The following is a 19,211-nucleotide window of genomic DNA, read 5'->3' on the forward strand; positions in this document are numbered from 1 at the left end:
GACGCTCAAATGCTAACACTTACAAATTCGTAGTTATTTGAAACACTTGAGCTGCTAAAAGCCCGCCAATCACCGGAGGACAGCTTCAAGCCCCTGTATTTGTTTGGTTTTTTTCTATGTTGAATATTCCTAGGAAACTTCCCACAACGTCCCACGACAAGTGAGTACAAAAAATAGAGAAGTAGTTTCCGAATAGGCCTACAACAATTAAACAGGAGTCGGCGCGTTCAACAGCGCTAGCCGTTTTATGTAATGCAGGACAAATTGAATGCACAGCCATGGCTCATTCCTTGAGATGAAAGTAATCCTTCAATTATCAGGGCTTATAGTTCGATTAGAAGATACAGATCGGGAGCAAAAACCAGTTCAGTTGCTGAACTGTCCGCAGGCAGCGCCAAGGAAGTCTGTTGTTCTGCAGAGGGGGGATAAACGCAAAGGAGTCCGTGGGGCCACGGACTCCAGGGCCAGGCTTTACGCCGGTTCGACTTGAAGAGCGACCCGTTCGCGGCAGGGGCATTCGTCCATATAGCGATGCGCTTCGACGAACTCGTTGAACGGGAATACACGGGTCTTGAGCGGCACCAGCACGCGGTCAGCGGTCAACTGGTTGATGTCACGCAAGGCTCGTTGCAGGGCGACGTGATCCTGGGTGATGCCCAGTTCCGGTTTGCCGGTGAAGTTGCCGATGCAATGCACGAAGAACTGAATATTTTTCTGGAACGCCGCACACGCTGGAAATGGCGTCTGGTTACCGCCTTGCAGACCATACAATACAAGGCTGCCACGCGGTGCAAGGACATCGCCAAGCAGCGACATCTGCGGACCGCCAAGGCCATCGAAGACGACGTCGACACCACGGTTGTCGGTGATCTTGTTGATTCGCATCAACAGATCTTCCTCTTCGGTGACAATGACCTTTTCCGCGCCAAGGGACATCAGGTATTCGCGCTCTTGCGCCTTCTTGGTCGCGGCAATCACCCGCACGCCCATCGCCTTGCCCAACTGGACAAACGAAGGGCCGGCGCAATGGCTGGCGTCGGTCACCAGAGCAAACTGTCCCGGTTTGACCCGCGCCAGATCGGCGTAAGCAAAATAAGCGATCAGCAGCGGTGTGTAATGCACGCTCGCTTCGATTGGGCTGAGCACATCCGGATAACGGGTCAGCGCGGTACGCGGCAGCACAATCGACTCGCCGTAGACGGGGTAGTCATTCGGGCTTTCAGCTGGGAAACTGGCGACCTTGTCACCAACGGACAGGTCTTCGATATCGGCACCGACCGCCGTGACCACACCGGCCATCTCATGGCCAAGGCCTGATGGCAGGCGTGCCTGGGACGAGGCCAGGTTTTGACGCCAGAGCGTGTCGTACCAACTGATGCCGATTGCCTCGACACGCACCTGCACTTCGCCAGGACCTGGCTGAGCGGCCGCATGCTCTTCGCATTTGAGCACCTCGGCCGGACCAAACTTGTGAAAACGGATCGTGCGGGACATCGCAAACCTCGTCAAAGTAACCTCTAATGCCCTGAACTCTATCTGGGCTTTTAACCCAAGACTATCAGTGGCTATTAATAGTCGACATGCCTGTCATTGATTCCGCAGCATGGGTGGCATGGGTGAAATCCATGAAAAACGGCTGCCACCGTCTGAGTAAAACTGAATTTACGGGTGCAGAGTAACAGCCTTTCCCCGTAAGATTCATGCCGGCCATTGTTCTCATATGGCCGCTCTCGTCAAGCTTGATGACTCTGCCAGGACTCCAGATGAATCGTAATGACCTGCGTCGTGTCGACCTGAACCTGTTGATCGTATTCGAAACATTGATGCACGAACGCAGTGTGACCCGGGCGGCGGAAAAACTGTTTCTCGGGCAACCGGCGATCAGCGCGGCGCTTTCGCGCCTGCGCAGCCTGTTCGATGACCCACTGTTCGTGCGCACCGGCCGGAGCATGGAACCGTCCGCCCGCGCGGTGGAAATCTTCGCCCTGCTCTCGCCCGCGCTCGACTCGATTTCGACCGCGGTCAGCCGCGCAGCGGAGTTCGACCCGGCGACCAGCACCTCGGTGTTTCGCATCGGTTTGTCCGATGACGTCGAATTCGCTCTGCTGCCCATGCTGCTAAAACGCCTGCGCGCCGAGTCGCCGGGGATCGTACTGGTGGTGCGTCGGGTCAACTACATCCTGATGCCGGGTTTGCTGGCATCAGGCGAAATCTCCATCGGTGTCAGCTACACCACAGACTTGCCGGCTAACGCCAAACGCAAGGTCTTGCGCCGTAGTCAGCCCAAGTTGTTACGTGCCGACACCGTACCCGGGCCACTTAGCCTTGATGATTACTGCGCACGCCCGCATGCGCTGGTGTCGTTCGCTGGTGACCTCAGTGGCTTTATCGACGAAGAACTGGAAAAACTCGGCCGCAAACGCCATGTCGTACTCGCCGTGCCGCAGTTCAACGGCTTGAGCACGTTGCTGGCGGGCACCGACATCGTCGCAACCGTGCCGGACTACACCGCCGATGCACTCACGGCGGCCGGTGGTGTTCGAGCAGAAGATCCGCCGTTGCCGACCCGAACGTTTGAACTGCACATGGCTTGGCGCGGGTCGCAGGATAACGATCCGGGTGAGCGTTGGTTGCGGTCGCGGATTCAGATGTTTTTTGGCGACCCTGACAGTCTTTAGACGAACACCAAGTACGTATTGCCGAGAATCGCTTCGATCATTCGATAAGCCGGCCGAGTGAAACGATGAGAGTTCACCGCTTCACTCGGGCAGGGATACTAATATTTGAAGCGACCCACGAGGCCTTTGAGCTGACCAGAAATTTCTGTCAATCGACCCGAGCCAGTCTGTGAGGATTGGGCAAAGCCTTCGACCAGTTGGGCATCGGCATGAATCTGCGCGATGTGCCGATTGATCTCTTCGGCCACCTGGTGCTGCTCTTCGGCGGCTGTGGCGATCTGGGTGTTCTGGTCGCGGATCGAGTCCACCGAGCCACGGATCTTGTCGAAGCTGTCACGCGCCTGCTGGATGCGTTCCACACTGGCGTGGGACACCTGCAGGCTGCCTTGCATCTGCTGCGTGACCTCCTGGGTGCGGCGGGCGAGATTGCCCAGCAAGCTGTCGATCTCGCCGGTGGAGTCGGCTGTCCGACGCGCCAGGGCGCGGACTTCGTCGGCGACCACGGCGAAGCCTCGGCCTTGGTCTCCGGCGCGTGCCGCTTCAATCGCTGCGTTGAGCGCCAGCAGGTTGGTCTGCTCGGCAATCGAGCGGATGGTGTCGAGAATGGTGTTGATGTTCTGGCTGTCCTGCTCCAGCAACTGCATGGTCTGGGTGGACTTTTGCAGGTCTTCGCTGAGCTTGAGCACGCTGCCGGTGGCTTCGCCTATGTGCTGCTGGCCGTCATGTACATCGCGGTAGCCTTCGTCGGCACTCGACGCGGCGGCGCTGCACGAACGCGCAACTTCGTTGGCAGTCGCGACCATTTCGTTGAACGCCGTGCTCACCAGTTCCACGGCTTCACGCTGGCGACCTGCAGCCTGGTTCATGTTGTTGGCCACTTCGCTGGAGTCGGCGGCGGCGGCCTGCAGGTCAGATGAGGCATTGCCGATGCGCTGCACCAATTGTGCAATCATGCCCAGGAACTGGTTGAACCAGCCCGCCAGACCGGCGGTTTCGTCCTTGCCCTGCACCTTGAGTTGGCGCGTCAGGTCGCCTTCTCCTTCGGCGATTTCTTGCAGGCCGTCGGCCACGCCGCGAATCGGACGCACGATGACGCTGGCAAAGCTGGCGCCTACAATCGCAAACACCAACGCCAATGCCGCTGCAATGGCCGCGATCAACCAAGTCAGGCGGGTGGCGTCAGCCATCACTTCATCACGCTTGATCAGACCGATAAAGCGCCAGCCCAGGTCCTTGGAACTGACCACGTTGGCCATGTAGGGCACGCCATCGATCTCGATCTGGGTCACGCCGTCGCCTCGCTTGGCGAGTTCGGCGTAGTTGGGGCCCAGGTCGGCCAGGGGTTTGAAGTTGTGCTTGGCGTCGCTGGGATCCACCAACACGTTGCCGTTGGCTTCCACCAGCATCAGGTAGCCGCTGTCGCCCAGTTTGATGTTGCGCACCAGTTCGGTGAGCTGTTTGAGCGACACGTCCAGGCCAACCACGCCCAGGATATTCCCGGCGGCGTCGGCGACTGTGTGCACGGTGCCGATCAGCGTCACATCGTCCGGGGCCCAATAGTAGGCACCAGTGCGCACGGTGGCACCTGGCGCGGCGATGGCCGCTTTGTACCAGGGACGTACGCGCGGGTCGTAGCTGTTCAGTTTGGTGTCGTCTGGCCAACTGGCGTAGCCGCCGTCGCTCAGACCCAAGGACAGGTAAGCGGTACTCGGGTGGCTTTTGGCAAACTGGTCGAATATCGCCAGCAGCTCTTTGTTGGTCTGAGTGAGGGGGATTTGCGCTGCATCGGCGCCAGCGTAGTTTTTGAGATCTTTGGCCGCGATAACGCGTGGATCCTTGGCTACGTAGTCGACGTTTTGGCTGATGCCGTCAAAAAACTGCTTCATGCCATTGTCGATCTGGCGGATCTCGCGACCGCTGCTGTCGAGGAAATTGGCCTGGGCCCCCTCTCGCAGATTCAGCACTACCAAAACGGCGACCAAAATGACCGGGACGCACGCGATAGCCGCGAACGCCCAGGTCAGCTTCTGCTTGATATTCATGACTTCACCTGCGGGTATTTATAGTTTTGGCAAGGAGAAACGCTAGCGCTGAACGTTGCATGTGTTGTTATAAGGAGATAGAGCCCATGCGTAATTGAGTTATCGACCGCGACGGTGCGCACTTTAGGGCGATACCGATACCTGCCTTAAAGCAATAAAGATACGACGTCTTAGAACACCTCTCGAATCCGTGTGTTTAGAAATGTTTTAAGGTCGCGGGTTATTGTCGTGCTCCTTGAACGTCATCGAATCACGCCAGTTTCAGGTAAAAAAACCGCTTTTCAACCAAGAGGTAACTTTCCAGCCTGAGAAAATAGCGATTGATGTCATCCAAGGACAGTCATAGGATGACTGACCACAATCATAAAAATAAGGGATCATCTGTGAGAACGCCCCTCCTCTTGACCGCTGCGGTTGTCTACGGTCTCAGCCTGCAAGCCAATGCCGACACCTTTGCCTATATCTCGAGCCCGGGAGACGGGCTGATTTCCCAGTACAGCCTTGACCAGAACAACGGCGCGCTGCGCCTGATTGACCAGGTCAATGCCGGTGATCAGGTCAACCCCATGGCCATCACCCCTGACGGCAAAGTGTTGTTTGCGGCCTTGCGAGTCAAGCCGTTCCAGGTGCTGGGTTACAGCATCGATCCCAAGAGCGGACATCTGACTCCACTGTCCAAAGCGCCGCTGGCAGAAAGCATGGCTTACCTGTCTACCGACAGAAAAGGACACGCCCTGCTTGCTGCATCCTACGGTGCCGACACCATCACCGTTCAGCCCATCGACAAGACCTATCAGCCTTCTGCCAGCATCCTGAGCTACAAGACAGGCCCGCATGCGCATTCGATTCGTACCGACCCGAGCAACCGTTTTGCCTACGCGGGCAATCTTGGTGCGGACAAGGTCCTGCAATATCGCCTCGATGCCACCACCGGCGCGCTCACCCCTATCGGCAGCGGTTACATCCGTGTCGCGGACAATACCGGGCCTCGGCACCTGGCCTTTTCCCCGAATGGCAAATACCTGTATGTGGTCGGTGAAATGAGCGGCACGGTCACAGCGTTTTCAATCAATGACAGCACCGGCGCATTGACTCAGATTGCCGTTGCCAATGGCATTCCCGAGCGTTTGAAACTGGCTCACGGCGAAGTGCGTGATGCACGTAACAACGACTTGAGGGACGACCCGACACCACGCATATGGGCGGCGGACCTACGGATCTCGCCCGATGGCTCGCTATTGTTGATGACCGAGCGCACCAGCAGTTCGGTTTCGGCATTCGCAGTTGACCCTTCAACAGGCGGCTTGAGCTTCATCGATAATTACCCGGTCCAAGAGAAGCAGCCACGCACTATCGCTTTTTCACCCAATGGGCGCTGGTTGCTGGTGACAGGCGAGAAAAGCGAAAAAGTCGGCACTTACGCAATCAGCAACAACGGCGCGCTGAAACGTGTCGGTGAAGCGGCGTCGGGCAAAGGCGCAGTATGGATTGAAGTGTTGAAAACATCGGCGAAGTAATTAAGGCTCGGCGCATGGAGGTCGGGTGTTGGCTCATTCCGTCCTCCCTGTCGATGATGATCTTTCTTTGGCTAAGAGCACATCTTGCGCCGATGGGCGACTGCACCCGCCTCTTCGGTTCGAACTGGAATTAAAACTCAATCAAAAGGCCCGTGAGCTCAATTTCAAGCTCCGGGCCAAGTGATTCGAGAAACTGACAAGCAGTACAACGCCAGTGCCAGCGCCGCCAACGTACCGCCCACCACGCCAGTGAACGCAAAACCTAACTGGCCGCCGACCCAACTGCCCAGCAGTGCCCCGCCGCCAATGCCGACGTTATAGATCCCGGAAAACAGCGCCATCGCCACATCGGTCGCGTCCGCAGCCAACACCAGGACTCTGGACTGCAACGCCAGCCCAAACCCCATGATTGCCATCCCCCAGAACAGGCTCAGCGCGCCCAGGTACGAGACCTTCCCACTCAACGGCCACAGCAATGCCAGGCACAAGGCAAGCAACGACACGCAGATGATCAGAAAGCGCTGCGGGTTATAGCGGTGCAGCCAACTGAACAGCAACGAACCGAAAATGCCCGCACCGCCGAATAGCAGCAAAATAAGGGTCACCACATCGCCACTCAGGCCCGCCACCTGCTGGATGAAAGGCTCGATGTAGCTATAGGCAGTGAAATGGGCCGTCACTACGACGGCCGTCAGGAGATAGAGCGCTACCAGCGCAGGTCGCTTCAACAACAGGGGCAGACTTCTGAGCGAGCCTGAGTTCTGGCTGGGCAACAACGGCAAGGCCTTGGCCAGCCAGAACACCAGCACAGTGGCCAGCACCGCGATAACGATGAAGGTGGTACGCCATCCCATGGCCTCGCCCAATAGCCGGCCTAGAGGAATTCCCAGCACCATCGCCAGGGAAGTACCGGTGGCCAGCAAACCAAGGGCCTGGACCTGCTTGCCCGCTGGCGCGAGGCGCACCGCCAGAGAGGCCGTGATCGACCAGAACAACGCATGCGACAACGCCACGCCGACCCGGCTCACCAGCAGGACACCGAAACTGTTCGCCAGACTCGACAGGATGTGACTGACGATGAATATCCCAAACAGCACGAGCAACAACTTGCGCCGCTCGACGTTGCGGGTCATCAGCATGATGGGCAGCGACGCCAGGGACACAACCCACGCATAAATCGTCAACATCAAACCGACCTGATCGGTGGACATGTCGAAGCTGCTGCCAATCGAACTCAACAGACCGACAGGTACAAACTCGGTGGTGTTGAACACAAACGCAGCCAGGGCCAGTGCAATGACCGGATACCAACTGCCCTCGGTTGTCGCCGTAGAAGTGTTCATTGAAAGCCACATTATTCTGTCGATGTTTTGTACACCCATTGCCTGGAACATCCGGCGACAGGTGTTTCGGCGGCGACTGTACTATAAACAAACGGCGACTTGTCCAACGGGTTCGAAGCGCACTGGCCAGTGGCAACAGGGGCTCATTGACCAACGTAACCTTTGAGGCGCATGCAATCATTTGTCAGGTCGATCTGTTTTTCCGCAATAACGATGCCATCCCCCACGGCACTGCCCATGCCGTGGGTCTTGTCGTTCGCCGCCGGCGTTGAATGGTAGCTGGCAGTTGCTGCTTTGGCCTGGTACTGGCATTGAGCTTTGTCGTGCTGGATGTCAGCAGCACTTGCGCCTGACCTGGCCCAATCGTGAACAGAGGTCACACACGCGCTCAACAGCGTCGCGAGCACCGCAACAATAATTAACTTCATGGTTTGTACCGCCTATAGATTTAAGGTTTCAAGGTTCCTGGACTGATTCGGATTGCGGTGAGGGAGATCACTTGCAAACGAACGTCACGTTGGCCACTTCATGCTCCTGATCCGCCGGCATGCGCGATTGCACATCAAACTCACCGACTTGCTTTCCCAGCGATGCACACTTGTTGTTGGCGCGGTTCAAGGCCAACTGACGCGCGCCTGGGTGAGTGCCTTGCGACAGTAGACTATTCGCCGAGGCCTGGTACTCATAGGGTCCCAGTTTCAAGTCGTGGGATTGCCAGACATAGTTACAGACCAATGCAACAGCACTCACAGCAATAATCATGTTGAGTTTCATGGCAAGTATCGGACGCTGGACATTTGTTTCTCCATAACGCTCACCCTACGGGGTCAATAACGCTTCAACGCTGTCATCCGGAATTTCGATGACGCCTTGGGCGACGCGTTGCGCGGGGCAAAGCTGCTCTATGTCGCCGTGGCGCAATGATTGAGCAGTTCGCTATCGAGATGAAGAAAAACGAAGTATCTTTCAGTGACCATTAGAAATACTTAACGAGCGTAGCGGCCATGCAACTTGATGCAAAACAGATGCAGGCGTTCCTGGCCGTGGTCGACAGCGGTAGTTTCGAGAAGGCGGCAGAACGTCTTAACGTAACGCCGTCGGCGGTATCGCAACGCATACATGCTCTGGAAGTTCGCCTGGGCAGTTCAGTGATCGTGCGCGCAAGGCCGTGCGAGCCCACCCAGACGGGACGAAAACTGATGCTCTATCTTCGCCGTGCGACAGTGCTTGAAGAAGAACTCCTCAATGACCTGACCGGCGACGAACAAGATCATCTGCGTGTGGTCATCGCGGTCAATGGCGACACCCTGGCGACATGGTTCTTTCCTGCACTGGCCGAGATATTCGTCAACGAAAACATTCTGCTCGACGTTGTGGTCGACGATCAGGATCACACCTACGCATTGCTCGAAAGTGGTCAGGTGATCGGCTGCATCGGCACACGCTCAGAGCCTATGCGAGGTTGTTTTACAGAGCCGCTGGGGTCAATGCGTTACCAGTTGGTGGCATCGCCAGCGTTTCAGGAGCGATGGTTTGCGAAGGGCTTGACCCGCTCTGCTGCGCGCAAGGCACCTGTATTTGCCTATTCGCGCAAGGACACCTTGCAGTCTGATTTCATGCAGTCACGTTTCGGCCTGCACGCAGACGCCTACCCCACGCACTACTTGTCACTTCCAGAAGCACGCCTCAAAGCCATACGCCGTGGTCTCGGCTACGGGATGGTGCCGTATATGCAGGTGAGCGATTTGCTCAAAAGTCGGGATCTGGTGGACGTCGCGCCGGAACACTTCACCGATGTAGCGCTTTACTGGCACGCCTGGGCGTTGCAATCACCGCGCATGGAAGCGCTTTCGGAGCGAGCGGTCCATGCCGCACGGCGCATCTTGAGCAGCAAGGGGCCGGTAAAACGCTCCACCATGCCCAAGCAGTAAGCCGCGCCACTGTGCGTCGGGAATACACTCGGCAGCGGCGACCTGAGTCGCCGCTGCACAGTAGTGGATGAAAATGGGCCTTTAGCGTAAAGCCCCCTGCTCAACATCAAGCGGCCGAGCCATGGCCAGGCCCTCCTCGCACAGCGGCAACCCGAACAACAGCACGTCTGCCCGCTCCTCGCCAAAACGGGCGATACGGGGCAAGCGCGCCCAAAGCACCGCACCGATCGACTGCACGATGTGCTGACTGGGGACGTTGGCGGCCATGATCCAGGCCACGAGGGTTTCCAGGCCAAACTGGCGGCCGAGTATCACCGTGGCATGGCCCAGGCGTACGCCGATGCCGCTGCCGTGACGATCGGCGCGCACATAAATCGCCGTTTCACCGGTATTGCGGCACGCCTGAGTCCCCCAACTGAAGCGATTGATCGACAGCCAGCCAACCACTTCGCCGCCGCGCTCCAGTACATACACCGGCAAGCCGTCGCGTTTATAAAGGTTGATGTAGAACGTCACTTCTTCGAGCGTCATGGGCCGGGTCACCGGGGAATTGGCGCCGGTTCCCGCCGTTTCGTTGAAGATGTCCATCATTGCCGGCAAATCGGCGTCACAGGATTCACGTACGCCCCTAGGCAGGACAGTCGGCTGAGGCCGGCGGACAAATACGTTCATGCGCTGGCCCTCTCGTTATAGACGCTGCTCTTCAACTGGCCCCGGGCCCGCGCCAGGCGAGAACGCACAGTGCCGATAGGCACGCCCAGTTGCTGCGCAGCGTCCTGATAGCTGATGTCTGAGTCCACGACCAGGTCAATCACGGCGCGCATGTCAACCGACAAGTCGTCGATGGCTTGCAGGGTGCGGCTGAGCAAGCGCTGGTGCTCACTGACCTGGCTCGGATCATGACCATATTCCAGGCTTTCGATTCCTGAATCTTCCAACACGGTGTTCTGCGGCCGGCGATAGAAGTTTTTGAAGTGATTGCTGACCAGATTAGTGGCAATGCCGAACAACCAGGTTTCCGGTTTCGATGCCCCGGTGAACTTGTGCTGGTTACGCCAGGCTTCCAGATAAGTCATCTGCATCAGATCGTCGACATCGGCTGGATTGAATACCCGTTTGGTAATGAAACCGCGCAACTTTTTCTCGCTGCTGTGTGCCAGACCGCCCAAATCCAGTTTGATGGCGGCAATGACTTTCGCTTCCGTTTGAACACGACTCGATTCCACGCTTGATCCCTCATCACTCACGCTATGCCGACAGTGGCGGGAGGGATAGAGAGCAGCGAGCGTACCAACCTTGGTACTTTTTCAACCGACTGTTTTTAAACAGTTTTTAAACCTGAAAAGCGTGATTTTTGCCATTTGTTGCACTTTTGACAAAAAACCCGTGCCAGTTCTTGCACAGGTTTTTGAACCTGACGGCAACGAGGGAACCCGACGCCGCCAAACGCCACTCACTGCCCACCTGTATAGCGGTGGAACGTGCGCCTCCATGAAAGTATCCAACTACAACGATGCCCTGCCCCTGGATTTGCTGCCGCGTCCTTTGCCCGGCACGGAAACGTCGTCGACCGTGGCCAAAAATCCTCTGATTGATTCCATGGAAGAAGTGGCGCTGAAGTTCAGCGAGAGCATCGAACGCCACAGCAAAAGCCTGGACGAACGCCATATCAGCGACGCGACCCGAGGACAGCGGGTCGAGCGCATCGAAAAGCTCGTTGAGCTTTACCGCCTGCTTGATCACACCGACCAGCCGAGCCTCGAACAACAGGCCCGCCGCATGCAGCAGCAGTTGCAGCAACAGCCGTCGCTGCAGACGGCCCTGAACCTGGCGGACAACGATCCGGCGCGCGCCGATATTCTGCTGCAGCAGGCGATGCACCTGGCTCTCGGTGAAGGTCATGAGGCCCAAGCGCAGAGCACCCGAGACCTGATCGATGAGTTACGGTTGGTGCACGGCGATAAAATCCGTGCCGGGTTCAACACGGCCAGTGCCATCGCCCTGTTCAGCCGTGATCCACAGCAACGCGCGGCCATGCGTCAGCTGTATTACAAGGCGATTATTGGTCAACAACCCTTGGCCAGTCTGCTTGAAGCCCTGCTCGAACACTTCAGCGAGGAACAGTTCTCCCGGGGGTTGCGTACCCTGCAGCGCGCGCTGGCCGACGATATCGCCGCCCTTTCGCCGTCCCTGCCCGGCGCAGTACTGGGCTCGATGCTGCGTGGATTGGGCTCCTGCGGGCAGCTCAACAACATGATCAAGGCGTGTCACGACCTGTTGCAACGCTTGAGCCAGCAACAGCGGCGCGACAGCATGACGCCCCTGACCATGAGCAAACGCCTGCTGCGCTTTTGCGCCAACGGCTTTTTCGCCCGCGACCTGACCCTGCTCAGCGATGACACCCTGAGCAATGCAGCGCACTTGCAGCCGCTGTACTTCAATGGCTTGTATCCACTGCTGCAAAACCTGCCACTGGTGCTGTGGAAGGATCTAAAGACTCGGCAAAACGGCCTGCGCCTGCTGCATAACCTGATGGATCAACTCGCCCGGCAAGAACGTCAGGCCCTGGGGCTGGCCGAACCAGGGCGGGGCCTGCAATGAATCGCCTGATTCACAGCCTCAACCGCCTGGCACTCGCGGTGATGCGCCGTACCGAGATCGTCGGCGCGGTCATGGTCATGGCCATCGTGTTCATGATGATCCTGCCGCTGCCCACGGCGTTGGTGGATGTGCTGATTGCCCTGAACATCTGCATCTCGTCGTTGCTGATCGTTCTGGCCATGTACCTGCCGCGGCCGCTGGCGTTCTCGACATTTCCTGCGGTGCTGCTGCTGACCACCATGTTCCGGTTGGCGCTGTCGATCGCCACGACCCGTTTGATCCTGCTGCAACAGGATGCCGGGCACATCGTCGAGGCGTTTGGCAGCTTTGTGGTGGGCGGCAATCTGGCAGTGGGTCTGGTGATTTTCCTGATCCTGACGATCGTCAACTTTCTGGTGATCACCAAGGGCTCCGAACGCGTGGCCGAAGTCGCGGCACGTTTCACGCTGGACGCCATGCCCGGTAAACAGATGTCCATCGACAGCGATCTGCGCGCCAACCTGATCAACGTCCGCGAGGCTCGCCAGCGTCGCGAGCAGTTGTCCAAGGAGAGCCAGTTATTCGGCGCCATGGACGGTGCGATGAAGTTCGTCAAAGGCGATGCCATCGCCGGCCTGGTGATCGTCTTCATCAACTTGATTGGCGGTTTCTCCATCGGTGTCCTGCAAAACGACATGCAGCCCGCGCAAGCCATGCACCTGTATTCGGTGCTGACCATCGGCGACGGCCTGATCGCTCAAATTCCGGCGCTGCTGATTTCTCTCACCGCCGGCATGATCATCACCCGCGTAGCCCCGGACAGTCAGGCCGGTGACGCCAACATCGGTCATGAAATCGCCGAACAGTTGACCAGCCAACCCAAGGCCTGGGTGTTTTCCTCGATCGGCATGCTCGGCTTTGCGGCGATCCCCGGCATGCCCAGCGTGGTGTTCATCAGTATCAGCATGATCTGTCTGTTCAGCGGTTTGATCCAGTTGTGGCGCATCCGCCAGAAACAGATCCTCCAGGACCACGACGGCGCCGCGCGCAACGGCGCACCAGAGCTCAATGGCCGCGAAGACATCCGGCGTTTCAACCCGTCCCGGGCCTATCTGTTGCAGTTTCATCCCAGCCACAAAGACAGCGTGGCGCTGGAGCGACTGCTGCACGGCATTCGCCAGCGACGCAACACGCTGGTGCACCGTTTCGGGCTGACACTGCCCTCCTTCGACCTGGAGTTTTGCGAGGACTGTGGCGAAGACGAATTGCGTTTTTGCGTCTACGAAGTGCCGCTGATCCGCGCCACCTGGAGCGATAGCCGAATGGCCGTGCACCTGCGCCAATGCGGCGAACTGCATGACGGTGAGCCGGGACTGGTAGAGCGTGATGAAACCGAGTGGGTGTGGTTCGCGCCCGACCACGCCTTGCTGCGCATGAGCAGCGTGGAGCCGGTCAGTGCCGAGGACCTGATTCTGGAACGCATGGACCGCGCCTTCCAGGCGACCGGCCCTCAGTTCATCGGTTTGCAGGAAAGCAAAGCGATCCTCAGTTGGCTCGAAAGCGAACAGCCGGAGCTTGCCCAGGAACTGCAACGCACCCTGCCGCTGGCGCGTTTTGCCGCGGTGTTGCAGCGCCTGTCCGCCGAACTGGTATCGCTGCGCTCGGTGCGCCCCATTGCCGAGACACTGATCGAACAGGGCCAGCATGAGCGGGACCTGAACGCCCTCACCGATTACGTGCGCATCGCCCTCAAGGCGCAAATCTGCCACCAACACACCGAGCATGGCGCCCTCAACGCTTGGTTGGTCACGCCGGAAACCGAAGTCTTGCTGCGCGACGCCCTGCGCCAAGGCCAGAGCGAAGCCTGGTTTGCCCTTGAGCCGGAGGTGGGTAATGCCTTGCTCCAACAATTGAGCGCGGCGTTCCCGCTGCGCGCCAGCCCGGCACCGGTGCTGCTGGTGGCCCAGGACCTGCGCAGCCCGCTGCATGGGCTGCTCAGAGAACAATTCAACCATGTTCCAGTGCTGTCCTTCGCCGAGTTGCTGTCCTCGGTGCAAGTGCAGGTGCTGGGACGCGTTGATCTGCAAGAAGCCCATGACCTGCTGGCCTGACGGAGTTGTGCGATGAAACCGGACATGATGTATGAACTGCGCGTGCTCACCGGCCTGCACCGTGGGGCGGCGCTGCCATTGAACGGTGGCGAATGGTCGATCGGCTCTGCAGTGGGCGCCGATCTGGCGTTGTACGACCCTGGCATCAAAGATCGCCACTGCCTGCTGCGGCTGGTCGACGACACCTGGTCACTGGCGCGCAAAGATGGCCCGGTGACCGACAGCGAGGGGCACAAGGTTGACGCCATCGCCACGTTGCAACCGGGAACACCGTTCGCCCTCAACGGCGTATGGCTGTCGGTGGTCAGCGCCAACACCGAGTGGCCGCAAGATCAGGACGACGACGCGCACGGTCCACACGCCGAACCCGTTGAAACAACGTTGCCGCCAATGAATGCCGAGCGCGACGAAGCAATGCCCGCAACGCCAGCGCCATCACGCTCACTGTTGGGCCCGGCATTGGTTGCAGGATCTGTGCTGCTGTTTCTCGTGGCGTTGTTCTGGGGCGTGAATTCCGGGGTTTCAAATTCGACACCTGTCCCGGTGCCCGTGCCCACCCGCACGCCGCTCAAGGACGCCGCCCAGGTGCGTGAGGTCTTGGAGCGCATGCTCACCGAACGCGAGTTGCAGGGCCGCATCCGCCTGGTCGAGCAACCGGGCAAAATCCTCCTCAAGGGACGCTTTGACGAGGACGATCTACTGCAATTGACCGAACGCATGTTGTTGCGTTTCGAGCAACAGTACCGCAGCCCGATACCGGTGCTCAGCGACTTGCCCGAAGCCACACCTCTGCTGCCGTTCAGCATTGTCCAGATCAGCCTGGCGCGGTTGCCCAACGTGCTCACCAGCGATGGTCGCCGCGTGTTCCTCGGCGACGAAGTGGCCGGCGTGCGACTGGTGGGCATCAGCGAACATCAGGTGGTGTTCGAAGGCGATCAGCGCATCGAGGTGAGCTGGTGATCCAGGCAGCCATCGCGCAATTACAGGATTGGTGCGGCGGGCACCAGCAACGCCTGGCGAACTGCGCGCCGGTGTCCATCCATGGGCGCATCGCCGGGGTGAACGGCATTCTTCTGCACAGTCGCATGCCCCGCGCGCGAATCGGTGACCTGTGCCAGATCCAGCGCGCCGACGGCAATCAGGTGATGGCCGAAATCGTCGGCTTCGACCGTGAACACACCTTATTGGCAGCCCTTGGAGCACTCGACGGCATCGCCATCGGCGCGCGGGTCACGCCGTTGTTCCAGCCGCACAGCCTGTTGGTGGGCGAGCACCTGCTGGGCTGCGTACTCGACGGTTTTGGCCGCGCCCTCAACGGCGAAGGCCCCGAAGCCTTCGCGGCGGCCGGATCGGTGGGGGCTTTGCCGGTGATCCGCGATGCACCAGCGGCCAGCGAGCGCCCGCGAATCGAGGCACCGCTGGCCACTGGGCTGCGCGCAATCGACGGTTTGCTGACCCTGGGCGAAGGCCAGCGCGTGGGGATCTTCGCCGGCGCCGGGTGTGGCAAAACCACCTTGCTCGCCGAACTGGCCCGCAACACCCCGTGCCAGGCCATTGTGTTTGGTCTGATCGGCGAACGGGGTCGGGAACTGCGCGAGTTTCTTGACCATGAACTGGACGAAGAACTGCGCAGCCGCACCGTACTGGTCTGCGCCACGTCCGATCGCAGCAGCATGGAACGCGCCCGAGCCGCGTTCACGGCCACGGCGATTGCCGAAGGTTTTCGCCAGCAGGGCAAATCGACGTTGCTGATCATCGACTCGCTGACCCGGTTCGCCCGTGCCCAGCGAGAAATCGGCCTGGCCAGCGGCGAGCCGGCCGGTCGTGGCGGCCTGCCACCTTCGGTCTACAGCCTGCTGCCACGTTTGGTGGAACGCGCCGGACGCACCCAAAGCGGTGTCATCACGGCCCTGTATTCGGTGCTGATTGAGCAGGATTCGATGAATGACCCGGTGGCCGATGAAGTGCGCTCGCTGCTTGACGGCCACATCGTGTTGTCGCGACGCCTGGCTGAGCGTGGCCATTACCCGGCGGTGGACATCCTCGCCAGCCTGAGCCGAACCATGAGCCAGGTGGTGGGAACCGAACAGCAACAAGGGGCCACACAGTTACGCCGGCTGATGGCGGCCTATCAGCAAGTGGAAATGCTCATCAAGTTGGGCGAGTACCAGCCTGGCAATGACCCGCTGACCGATTGCGCCGTGGACGCTCGCGCACGGATCGAAGCCTTTCTGCAGCAATCGCTGCGCGATCCGGTGCCGCTCGATGAAACCCTGGACCACCTTCTACAGGTAACCGCTCATGCCCCAGTCTGATACCGATTCCCCGTCACCGGCCAATGATTCGATGGCCAACAACCTGACGGCGACGCTCGATGTGCTGACGCCGATCCGCCGCCATCGGCTGACCATGGCCGAACAGGCCTGGCAGCGTCAACGCTCGGTGCTCAAGGCCCTGCACACAAGCCTGGAACAACTGACGAAGGAGCTTGAACAACGGCGCGAACAGCATGGCATGGCGCGCCTGGAACAGCGCGATGCCCACATCAATCGTCGTCTGCCGCTCAACGAGATGAACCAATGGCTAACCGGCGAGCAGCAAGCCCTGCGCCAAATCGAGCGCTTGGAGCAGCGCTACAAAGCGTTGCAGGAAGAATGCCGGCAACAGCAGCAATGGACTGAGGACAGCGAACGGCAACTGCATCGCCGCCAACGTGACGTGGAAAAACTCGACTACTTGCGCGACCTCGCCCAGGAGGCTTCATGAACCCGCGTCACGCCACGCTCAAGGCGCCACCGCGCCCGCCGGAAGCACCCCGACCGCGTCAGGAGACGGTCTCGGCGTGGCCAGTCAGATCCGAGCGCCGTCACGACCTGCGCGGTGAAACCCGTGACGAGAGTGAGCAGTTCGAGCAACTGCTGCAAACGTTCGACAACCTGGCCCCGTCACTGATGGCCGACGTCGGCGGGAGCGGGTTTCAGGATCCGCAGCAACACCCTGATTCGTCTTCACAAGGCGCCGCTGTGACACCGGAACCAAGCACCCTCGCGTTATGGGAGACCTTGCTGGCCCGACTGGAACAGCACTTGGATGAGCTGCAGCCCGGCGTCCTTGAAGCGCACCTGGAACTGCCGAACCTTGGCACGGTAAAGGTCAATGTGACACCTCGGGGGACGACGCTGGAAATCGCGGTGCATATGGCCCGCGAGGCGTGGCGCCAAGTCGAGCCTCAGCAGCAAGCCAGCGCCGCATGGCTGGCACAGCAATTGGGCCGCACGGTGCGCTTGAGCCTGCACCGCGAGGACGATTGAAGTGAATGCTCAAGCATTGCGCCTGCGCAGCCTGTCACAGGCCGAGGCCTCGGTGCGCGAACGTGTGGGCGCGGGTCTGAGCTTGCACCTGTCGCAGCCATCGCCCGCCACCCTGACCCTGCGCCTGGCGCCACGGCCCTTTCACACACCGCCCGCCACGGCCTTCGAATCAGCCTGCGGTCTGCTCTGGCTCGATGCCGCCGGGCCGCTGCTGAGCGAGCTTTCCTCATGCCCGGCAATCCTCGCCGATCCGATGACGGCCACTACGGACTGCCCTTGGTATTGGCCGCTGTACAACCAATATCTGGCGCCCGAACTGCAAGTCGCATTGAGCCCGCTGCATGCCGTGGCAACGGCGCCCGCGCCAGGGCTGGACTGTTTGCTGGAACTGCACCGCACCGCAGCGGGCGCGCACATCAGTCGCTTGCGAATCGCCGCCGACACCCTGCTGCGCTGGCTCGACCATGGCCCGTGGCGAGCCTCCCGGGCCAGCACCGGCGATCGGGACTGGCCGGTGTCCTTGCCGTTGCTGCTGGGCCATTGCGCTTTGAGCCGAGGCGAACTGCTCACCCTGCGACCGGGGGACGTTTTGCTCATTCCCCAACCGCTGTTTACCGCCCAAGGGCTGGGCAGCCTGCAAGTCGGCGCCTGCCGCCTGCACCTGCGCCAGCAAGCGGCAACCGCCCTGCACTTCACACTCACCGAACTGGAAGATTTGCCGATGAATGCCTCCCTCGATCACTTTGCCCTTGGCGATCATGAGCCGCTCAACGAGGTCGACGCGTCGACGCTAGCGGTTGATGACACGGCCAGCGAACGCTTCGACGATCTGCCGGTGGCGCTGACCCTGCGAGCCGGCAGCCTCAACCTGAGCCTCGGCCAGCTACGCAGCCTCAGCGTCGGCTCGGTCTTGCGCTTTAGCGGTTGCACGCCGGGTCAGGCCATGTTGTGCCAGGGCGAACTCGTTTTGGCTCAAGGTGAACTGGTGGACATCGAAGGTCGGCTGGGCTTGCAAATTACCCGCCTGGAGCTGCGCCCGTGAATGTGCAGGACGTTGATCCGCTGACGCTGGCCCTCTTCCTGGGCGCACTGTCGCTGGTGCCTTTATTGATGATGATCTGCACCGCGTTCCTGAAGATTTCCATGGTGCTGCTGATTACCCGCAACGCCATCGGCGTGCAGCAGGCGCCGCCGAACATGGCGCTGTACGGCATCGCGTTGGCGGCAACGCTGTTCATCATGGCGCCCGTGTTCAACGACATGGGTCAGCGCTTTCGCGAAATGCCGCAGCGTCTGGACAATTTCACCGCCATGCAAACCGCCGGCACGCAAGTGCTGGAACCCCTTCGCCACTTCATGGCACGCAATGTCGACCCGGACATCCAGACCCATCTTCTGGAGAACACTCAACGAATGTGGCCGGCGGCAATGGCAGCCAAGGCCAGCCGCGACGACTTGCTGCTGATCGTCCCGGCGTTTGTGCTGTCGGAATTGCAGGCCGGTTTCCAGATCGGCTTTCTGATCTACGTGCCCTTTATCGTGATCGACCTGATCGTCTCCAACATTCTGTTGGCGCTGGGTATGCAGATGGTGGCGCCGATGACCATTTCCCTGCCCCTGAAAATCCTCCTGTTCGTCCTCGTCGATGGCTGGACACGGCTGCTCGACGGCCTCTTCTATAGCTACCTGTGAGGGCAA

The 19,211-nt window shown here is 59.7% G+C and carries 17 protein-coding genes and 2 pseudogenes; 11 read left to right on the plus strand and 8 right to left on the minus strand.

Annotated elements, in window-relative coordinates; translation table 11 throughout:
- Positions 1-471: 471 nt before the first annotated feature.
- Positions 472-1,494, minus strand: coding sequence for a zinc-dependent alcohol dehydrogenase family protein (locus AACY18_RS03295; RefSeq protein ID WP_339464234.1), 1,023 nt, complete (start codon positions 1,492-1,494; stop codon positions 472-474).
- A 269-nt stretch (positions 1,495-1,763) separates the two neighbouring features.
- On the opposite strand from AACY18_RS03295, the gene AACY18_RS03300 reads away from it, so the two are divergent.
- Entirely contained in the window at positions 1,764-2,678 is a 915-nt protein-coding gene (locus tag AACY18_RS03300) for a LysR family transcriptional regulator (protein ID WP_242489501.1), read from the plus strand.
- A gap of 98 nt (positions 2,679-2,776) precedes the next feature.
- Here the strand turns inward: AACY18_RS03300 and AACY18_RS27985 are convergent.
- Positions 2,777-3,292 (minus strand): annotated as a pseudogene (locus tag AACY18_RS27985) (methyl-accepting chemotaxis protein); the annotation flags it as partial.
- Between the two features lie 345 nt (positions 3,293-3,637).
- Positions 3,638-4,720: pseudogene (locus AACY18_RS27990) on the minus strand (HAMP domain-containing protein); the annotation flags it as partial.
- A 383-nt stretch (positions 4,721-5,103) separates the two neighbouring features.
- On the opposite strand from AACY18_RS27990, the gene AACY18_RS03310 reads away from it, so the two are divergent.
- Complete coding sequence (locus AACY18_RS03310; protein ID WP_445261941.1) at positions 5,104-6,237, plus strand: lactonase family protein; 1,134 nt, start codon at positions 5,104-5,106, stop codon at positions 6,235-6,237.
- A 164-nt stretch (positions 6,238-6,401) separates the two neighbouring features.
- On the opposite strand, the gene AACY18_RS03315 is transcribed toward AACY18_RS03310, so the two are convergent.
- The 3 genes from AACY18_RS03315 to AACY18_RS03325 form a co-directional block, all read right to left on the minus strand.
- The gene (locus AACY18_RS03315) at positions 6,402-7,580 is read right to left on the minus strand and encodes a sugar transporter (protein ID WP_339464238.1); all 1,179 of its coding nucleotides are present in this window, start codon (positions 7,578-7,580) and stop codon (positions 6,402-6,404) included.
- A gap of 143 nt (positions 7,581-7,723) precedes the next feature.
- Positions 7,724-8,008 (minus strand): hypothetical protein, encoded by a 285-nt coding sequence (locus AACY18_RS03320; RefSeq protein WP_339464239.1) that lies wholly within the window; start codon positions 8,006-8,008, stop codon positions 7,724-7,726.
- A 67-nt stretch (positions 8,009-8,075) separates the two neighbouring features.
- A complete protein-coding gene (locus AACY18_RS03325) occupies positions 8,076-8,342 on the minus strand; it encodes a hypothetical protein (RefSeq protein WP_339464241.1) in 267 nt (88 codons plus the stop codon).
- Between the two features lie 242 nt (positions 8,343-8,584).
- On the opposite strand from AACY18_RS03325, the gene AACY18_RS03330 reads away from it, so the two are divergent.
- Positions 8,585-9,511, plus strand: a complete 927-nt coding sequence (locus tag AACY18_RS03330; protein ID WP_339464242.1) for an HTH-type transcriptional regulator ArgP — start codon at positions 8,585-8,587, stop codon at positions 9,509-9,511.
- An 81-nt stretch (positions 9,512-9,592) separates the two neighbouring features.
- Here the strand turns inward: AACY18_RS03330 and AACY18_RS03335 are convergent, their stop codons facing one another.
- Both AACY18_RS03335 and AACY18_RS03340 read right to left on the minus strand, forming a co-directional pair.
- Entirely contained in the window at positions 9,593-10,183 is a 591-nt protein-coding gene (locus AACY18_RS03335; protein WP_339464243.1) for a GNAT family N-acetyltransferase, read from the minus strand.
- Positions 10,180-10,737 carry an RNA polymerase sigma factor gene (locus tag AACY18_RS03340; RefSeq protein ID WP_339464244.1) on the minus strand — a complete coding sequence of 186 codons (558 nt, stop codon included), beginning with the start codon at positions 10,735-10,737 and terminating at the stop codon, positions 10,180-10,182. The genes AACY18_RS03335 and AACY18_RS03340 overlap by 4 nt, the downstream gene beginning before the upstream one ends.
- 265 nt (positions 10,738-11,002) lie before the next feature.
- On the opposite strand from AACY18_RS03340, the gene sctW reads away from it, so the two are divergent.
- Genes sctW through sctR form a run of 8 tightly spaced genes read left to right on the plus strand, consistent with a single transcriptional unit; the run spans position 11,003 to position 19,205 of the window.
- A complete protein-coding gene (gene sctW / locus AACY18_RS03345; protein WP_339464245.1) occupies positions 11,003-12,112 on the plus strand; it encodes a type III secretion system gatekeeper subunit SctW in 1,110 nt (369 codons plus the stop codon).
- On the plus strand, positions 12,109-14,202 hold the full coding sequence (sctV, locus tag AACY18_RS03350) for a type III secretion system export apparatus subunit SctV (RefSeq protein ID WP_339464246.1): 2,094 nt from the start codon (positions 12,109-12,111) through the stop codon (positions 14,200-14,202). The genes sctW and sctV overlap by 4 nt, the downstream gene beginning before the upstream one ends.
- A 12-nt stretch (positions 14,203-14,214) precedes the next feature.
- On the plus strand, positions 14,215-15,162 hold the full coding sequence (locus tag AACY18_RS03355) for an FHA domain-containing protein (RefSeq protein WP_339464247.1): 948 nt from the start codon (positions 14,215-14,217) through the stop codon (positions 15,160-15,162).
- The gene (locus tag AACY18_RS03360) at positions 15,159-16,517 is read left to right on the plus strand and encodes a FliI/YscN family ATPase (RefSeq protein WP_445261478.1); all 1,359 of its coding nucleotides are present in this window, start codon (positions 15,159-15,161) and stop codon (positions 16,515-16,517) included. Before AACY18_RS03355 ends, AACY18_RS03360 begins: the two co-directional genes overlap by 4 nt.
- Entirely contained in the window at positions 16,504-16,968 is a 465-nt protein-coding gene (locus AACY18_RS03365) for a type III secretion protein (protein WP_339464248.1), read from the plus strand. The genes AACY18_RS03360 and AACY18_RS03365 overlap by 14 nt, the downstream gene beginning before the upstream one ends.
- Entirely contained in the window at positions 16,965-17,513 is a 549-nt protein-coding gene (locus AACY18_RS03370; protein WP_339464249.1) for a type III secretion system HrpP C-terminal domain-containing protein, read from the plus strand. The genes AACY18_RS03365 and AACY18_RS03370 overlap by 4 nt, the downstream gene beginning before the upstream one ends.
- A 1-nt stretch (position 17,514) precedes the next feature.
- Positions 17,515-18,555, plus strand: a complete 1,041-nt coding sequence (locus tag AACY18_RS03375) for a FliM/FliN family flagellar motor switch protein (RefSeq protein ID WP_339464250.1) — start codon at positions 17,515-17,517, stop codon at positions 18,553-18,555.
- Entirely contained in the window at positions 18,552-19,205 is a 654-nt protein-coding gene (gene sctR, locus AACY18_RS03380; protein WP_339464251.1) for a type III secretion system export apparatus subunit SctR, read from the plus strand. The genes AACY18_RS03375 and sctR overlap by 4 nt, the downstream gene beginning before the upstream one ends.
- Positions 19,206-19,211 lie beyond the last annotated feature (6 nt).

This window comes from Pseudomonas sp. EA_65y_Pfl2_P74 (assembly GCF_963970575.1).
In the GTDB taxonomy this organism is placed as follows: Bacteria; Pseudomonadota; Gammaproteobacteria; order Pseudomonadales; family Pseudomonadaceae; genus Aquipseudomonas; species Aquipseudomonas baetica_A.

What these genes read in the sequence shown, in the direction of transcription:
- AACY18_RS03295 (WP_339464234.1), bottom strand. Translation starts at nt 1,494, where the DNA reads ATGTCCCGCACGATCCGTTTTCACAAGTTTGGTCCGGCCGAGGTGCTC.
- AACY18_RS03300 (WP_242489501.1), top strand. Translation starts at nt 1,764, where the DNA reads ATGAATCGTAATGACCTGCGTCGTGTCGACCTGAACCTGTTGATCGTA.
- AACY18_RS03315 (WP_339464238.1), bottom strand. Translation starts at nt 7,580, where the DNA reads ATGAACACTTCTACGGCGACAACCGAGGGCAGTTGGTATCCGGTCATT.
- AACY18_RS03320 (WP_339464239.1), bottom strand. Translation starts at nt 8,008, where the DNA reads ATGAAGTTAATTATTGTTGCGGTGCTCGCGACGCTGTTGAGCGCGTGT.
- AACY18_RS03325 (WP_339464241.1), bottom strand. Translation starts at nt 8,342, where the DNA reads ATGATTATTGCTGTGAGTGCTGTTGCATTGGTCTGTAACTATGTCTGG.
- AACY18_RS03330 (WP_339464242.1), top strand. Translation starts at nt 8,585, where the DNA reads ATGCAACTTGATGCAAAACAGATGCAGGCGTTCCTGGCCGTGGTCGAC.
- AACY18_RS03335 (WP_339464243.1), bottom strand. Translation starts at nt 10,183, where the DNA reads ATGAACGTATTTGTCCGCCGGCCTCAGCCGACTGTCCTGCCTAGGGGC.
- sctW (WP_339464245.1), top strand. Translation starts at nt 11,003, where the DNA reads ATGAAAGTATCCAACTACAACGATGCCCTGCCCCTGGATTTGCTGCCG.
- sctV (WP_339464246.1), top strand. Translation starts at nt 12,109, where the DNA reads ATGAATCGCCTGATTCACAGCCTCAACCGCCTGGCACTCGCGGTGATG.
- AACY18_RS03355 (WP_339464247.1), top strand. Translation starts at nt 14,215, where the DNA reads ATGAAACCGGACATGATGTATGAACTGCGCGTGCTCACCGGCCTGCAC.
- AACY18_RS03365 (WP_339464248.1), top strand. Translation starts at nt 16,504, where the DNA reads ATGCCCCAGTCTGATACCGATTCCCCGTCACCGGCCAATGATTCGATG.
- AACY18_RS03370 (WP_339464249.1), top strand. Translation starts at nt 16,965, where the DNA reads ATGAACCCGCGTCACGCCACGCTCAAGGCGCCACCGCGCCCGCCGGAA.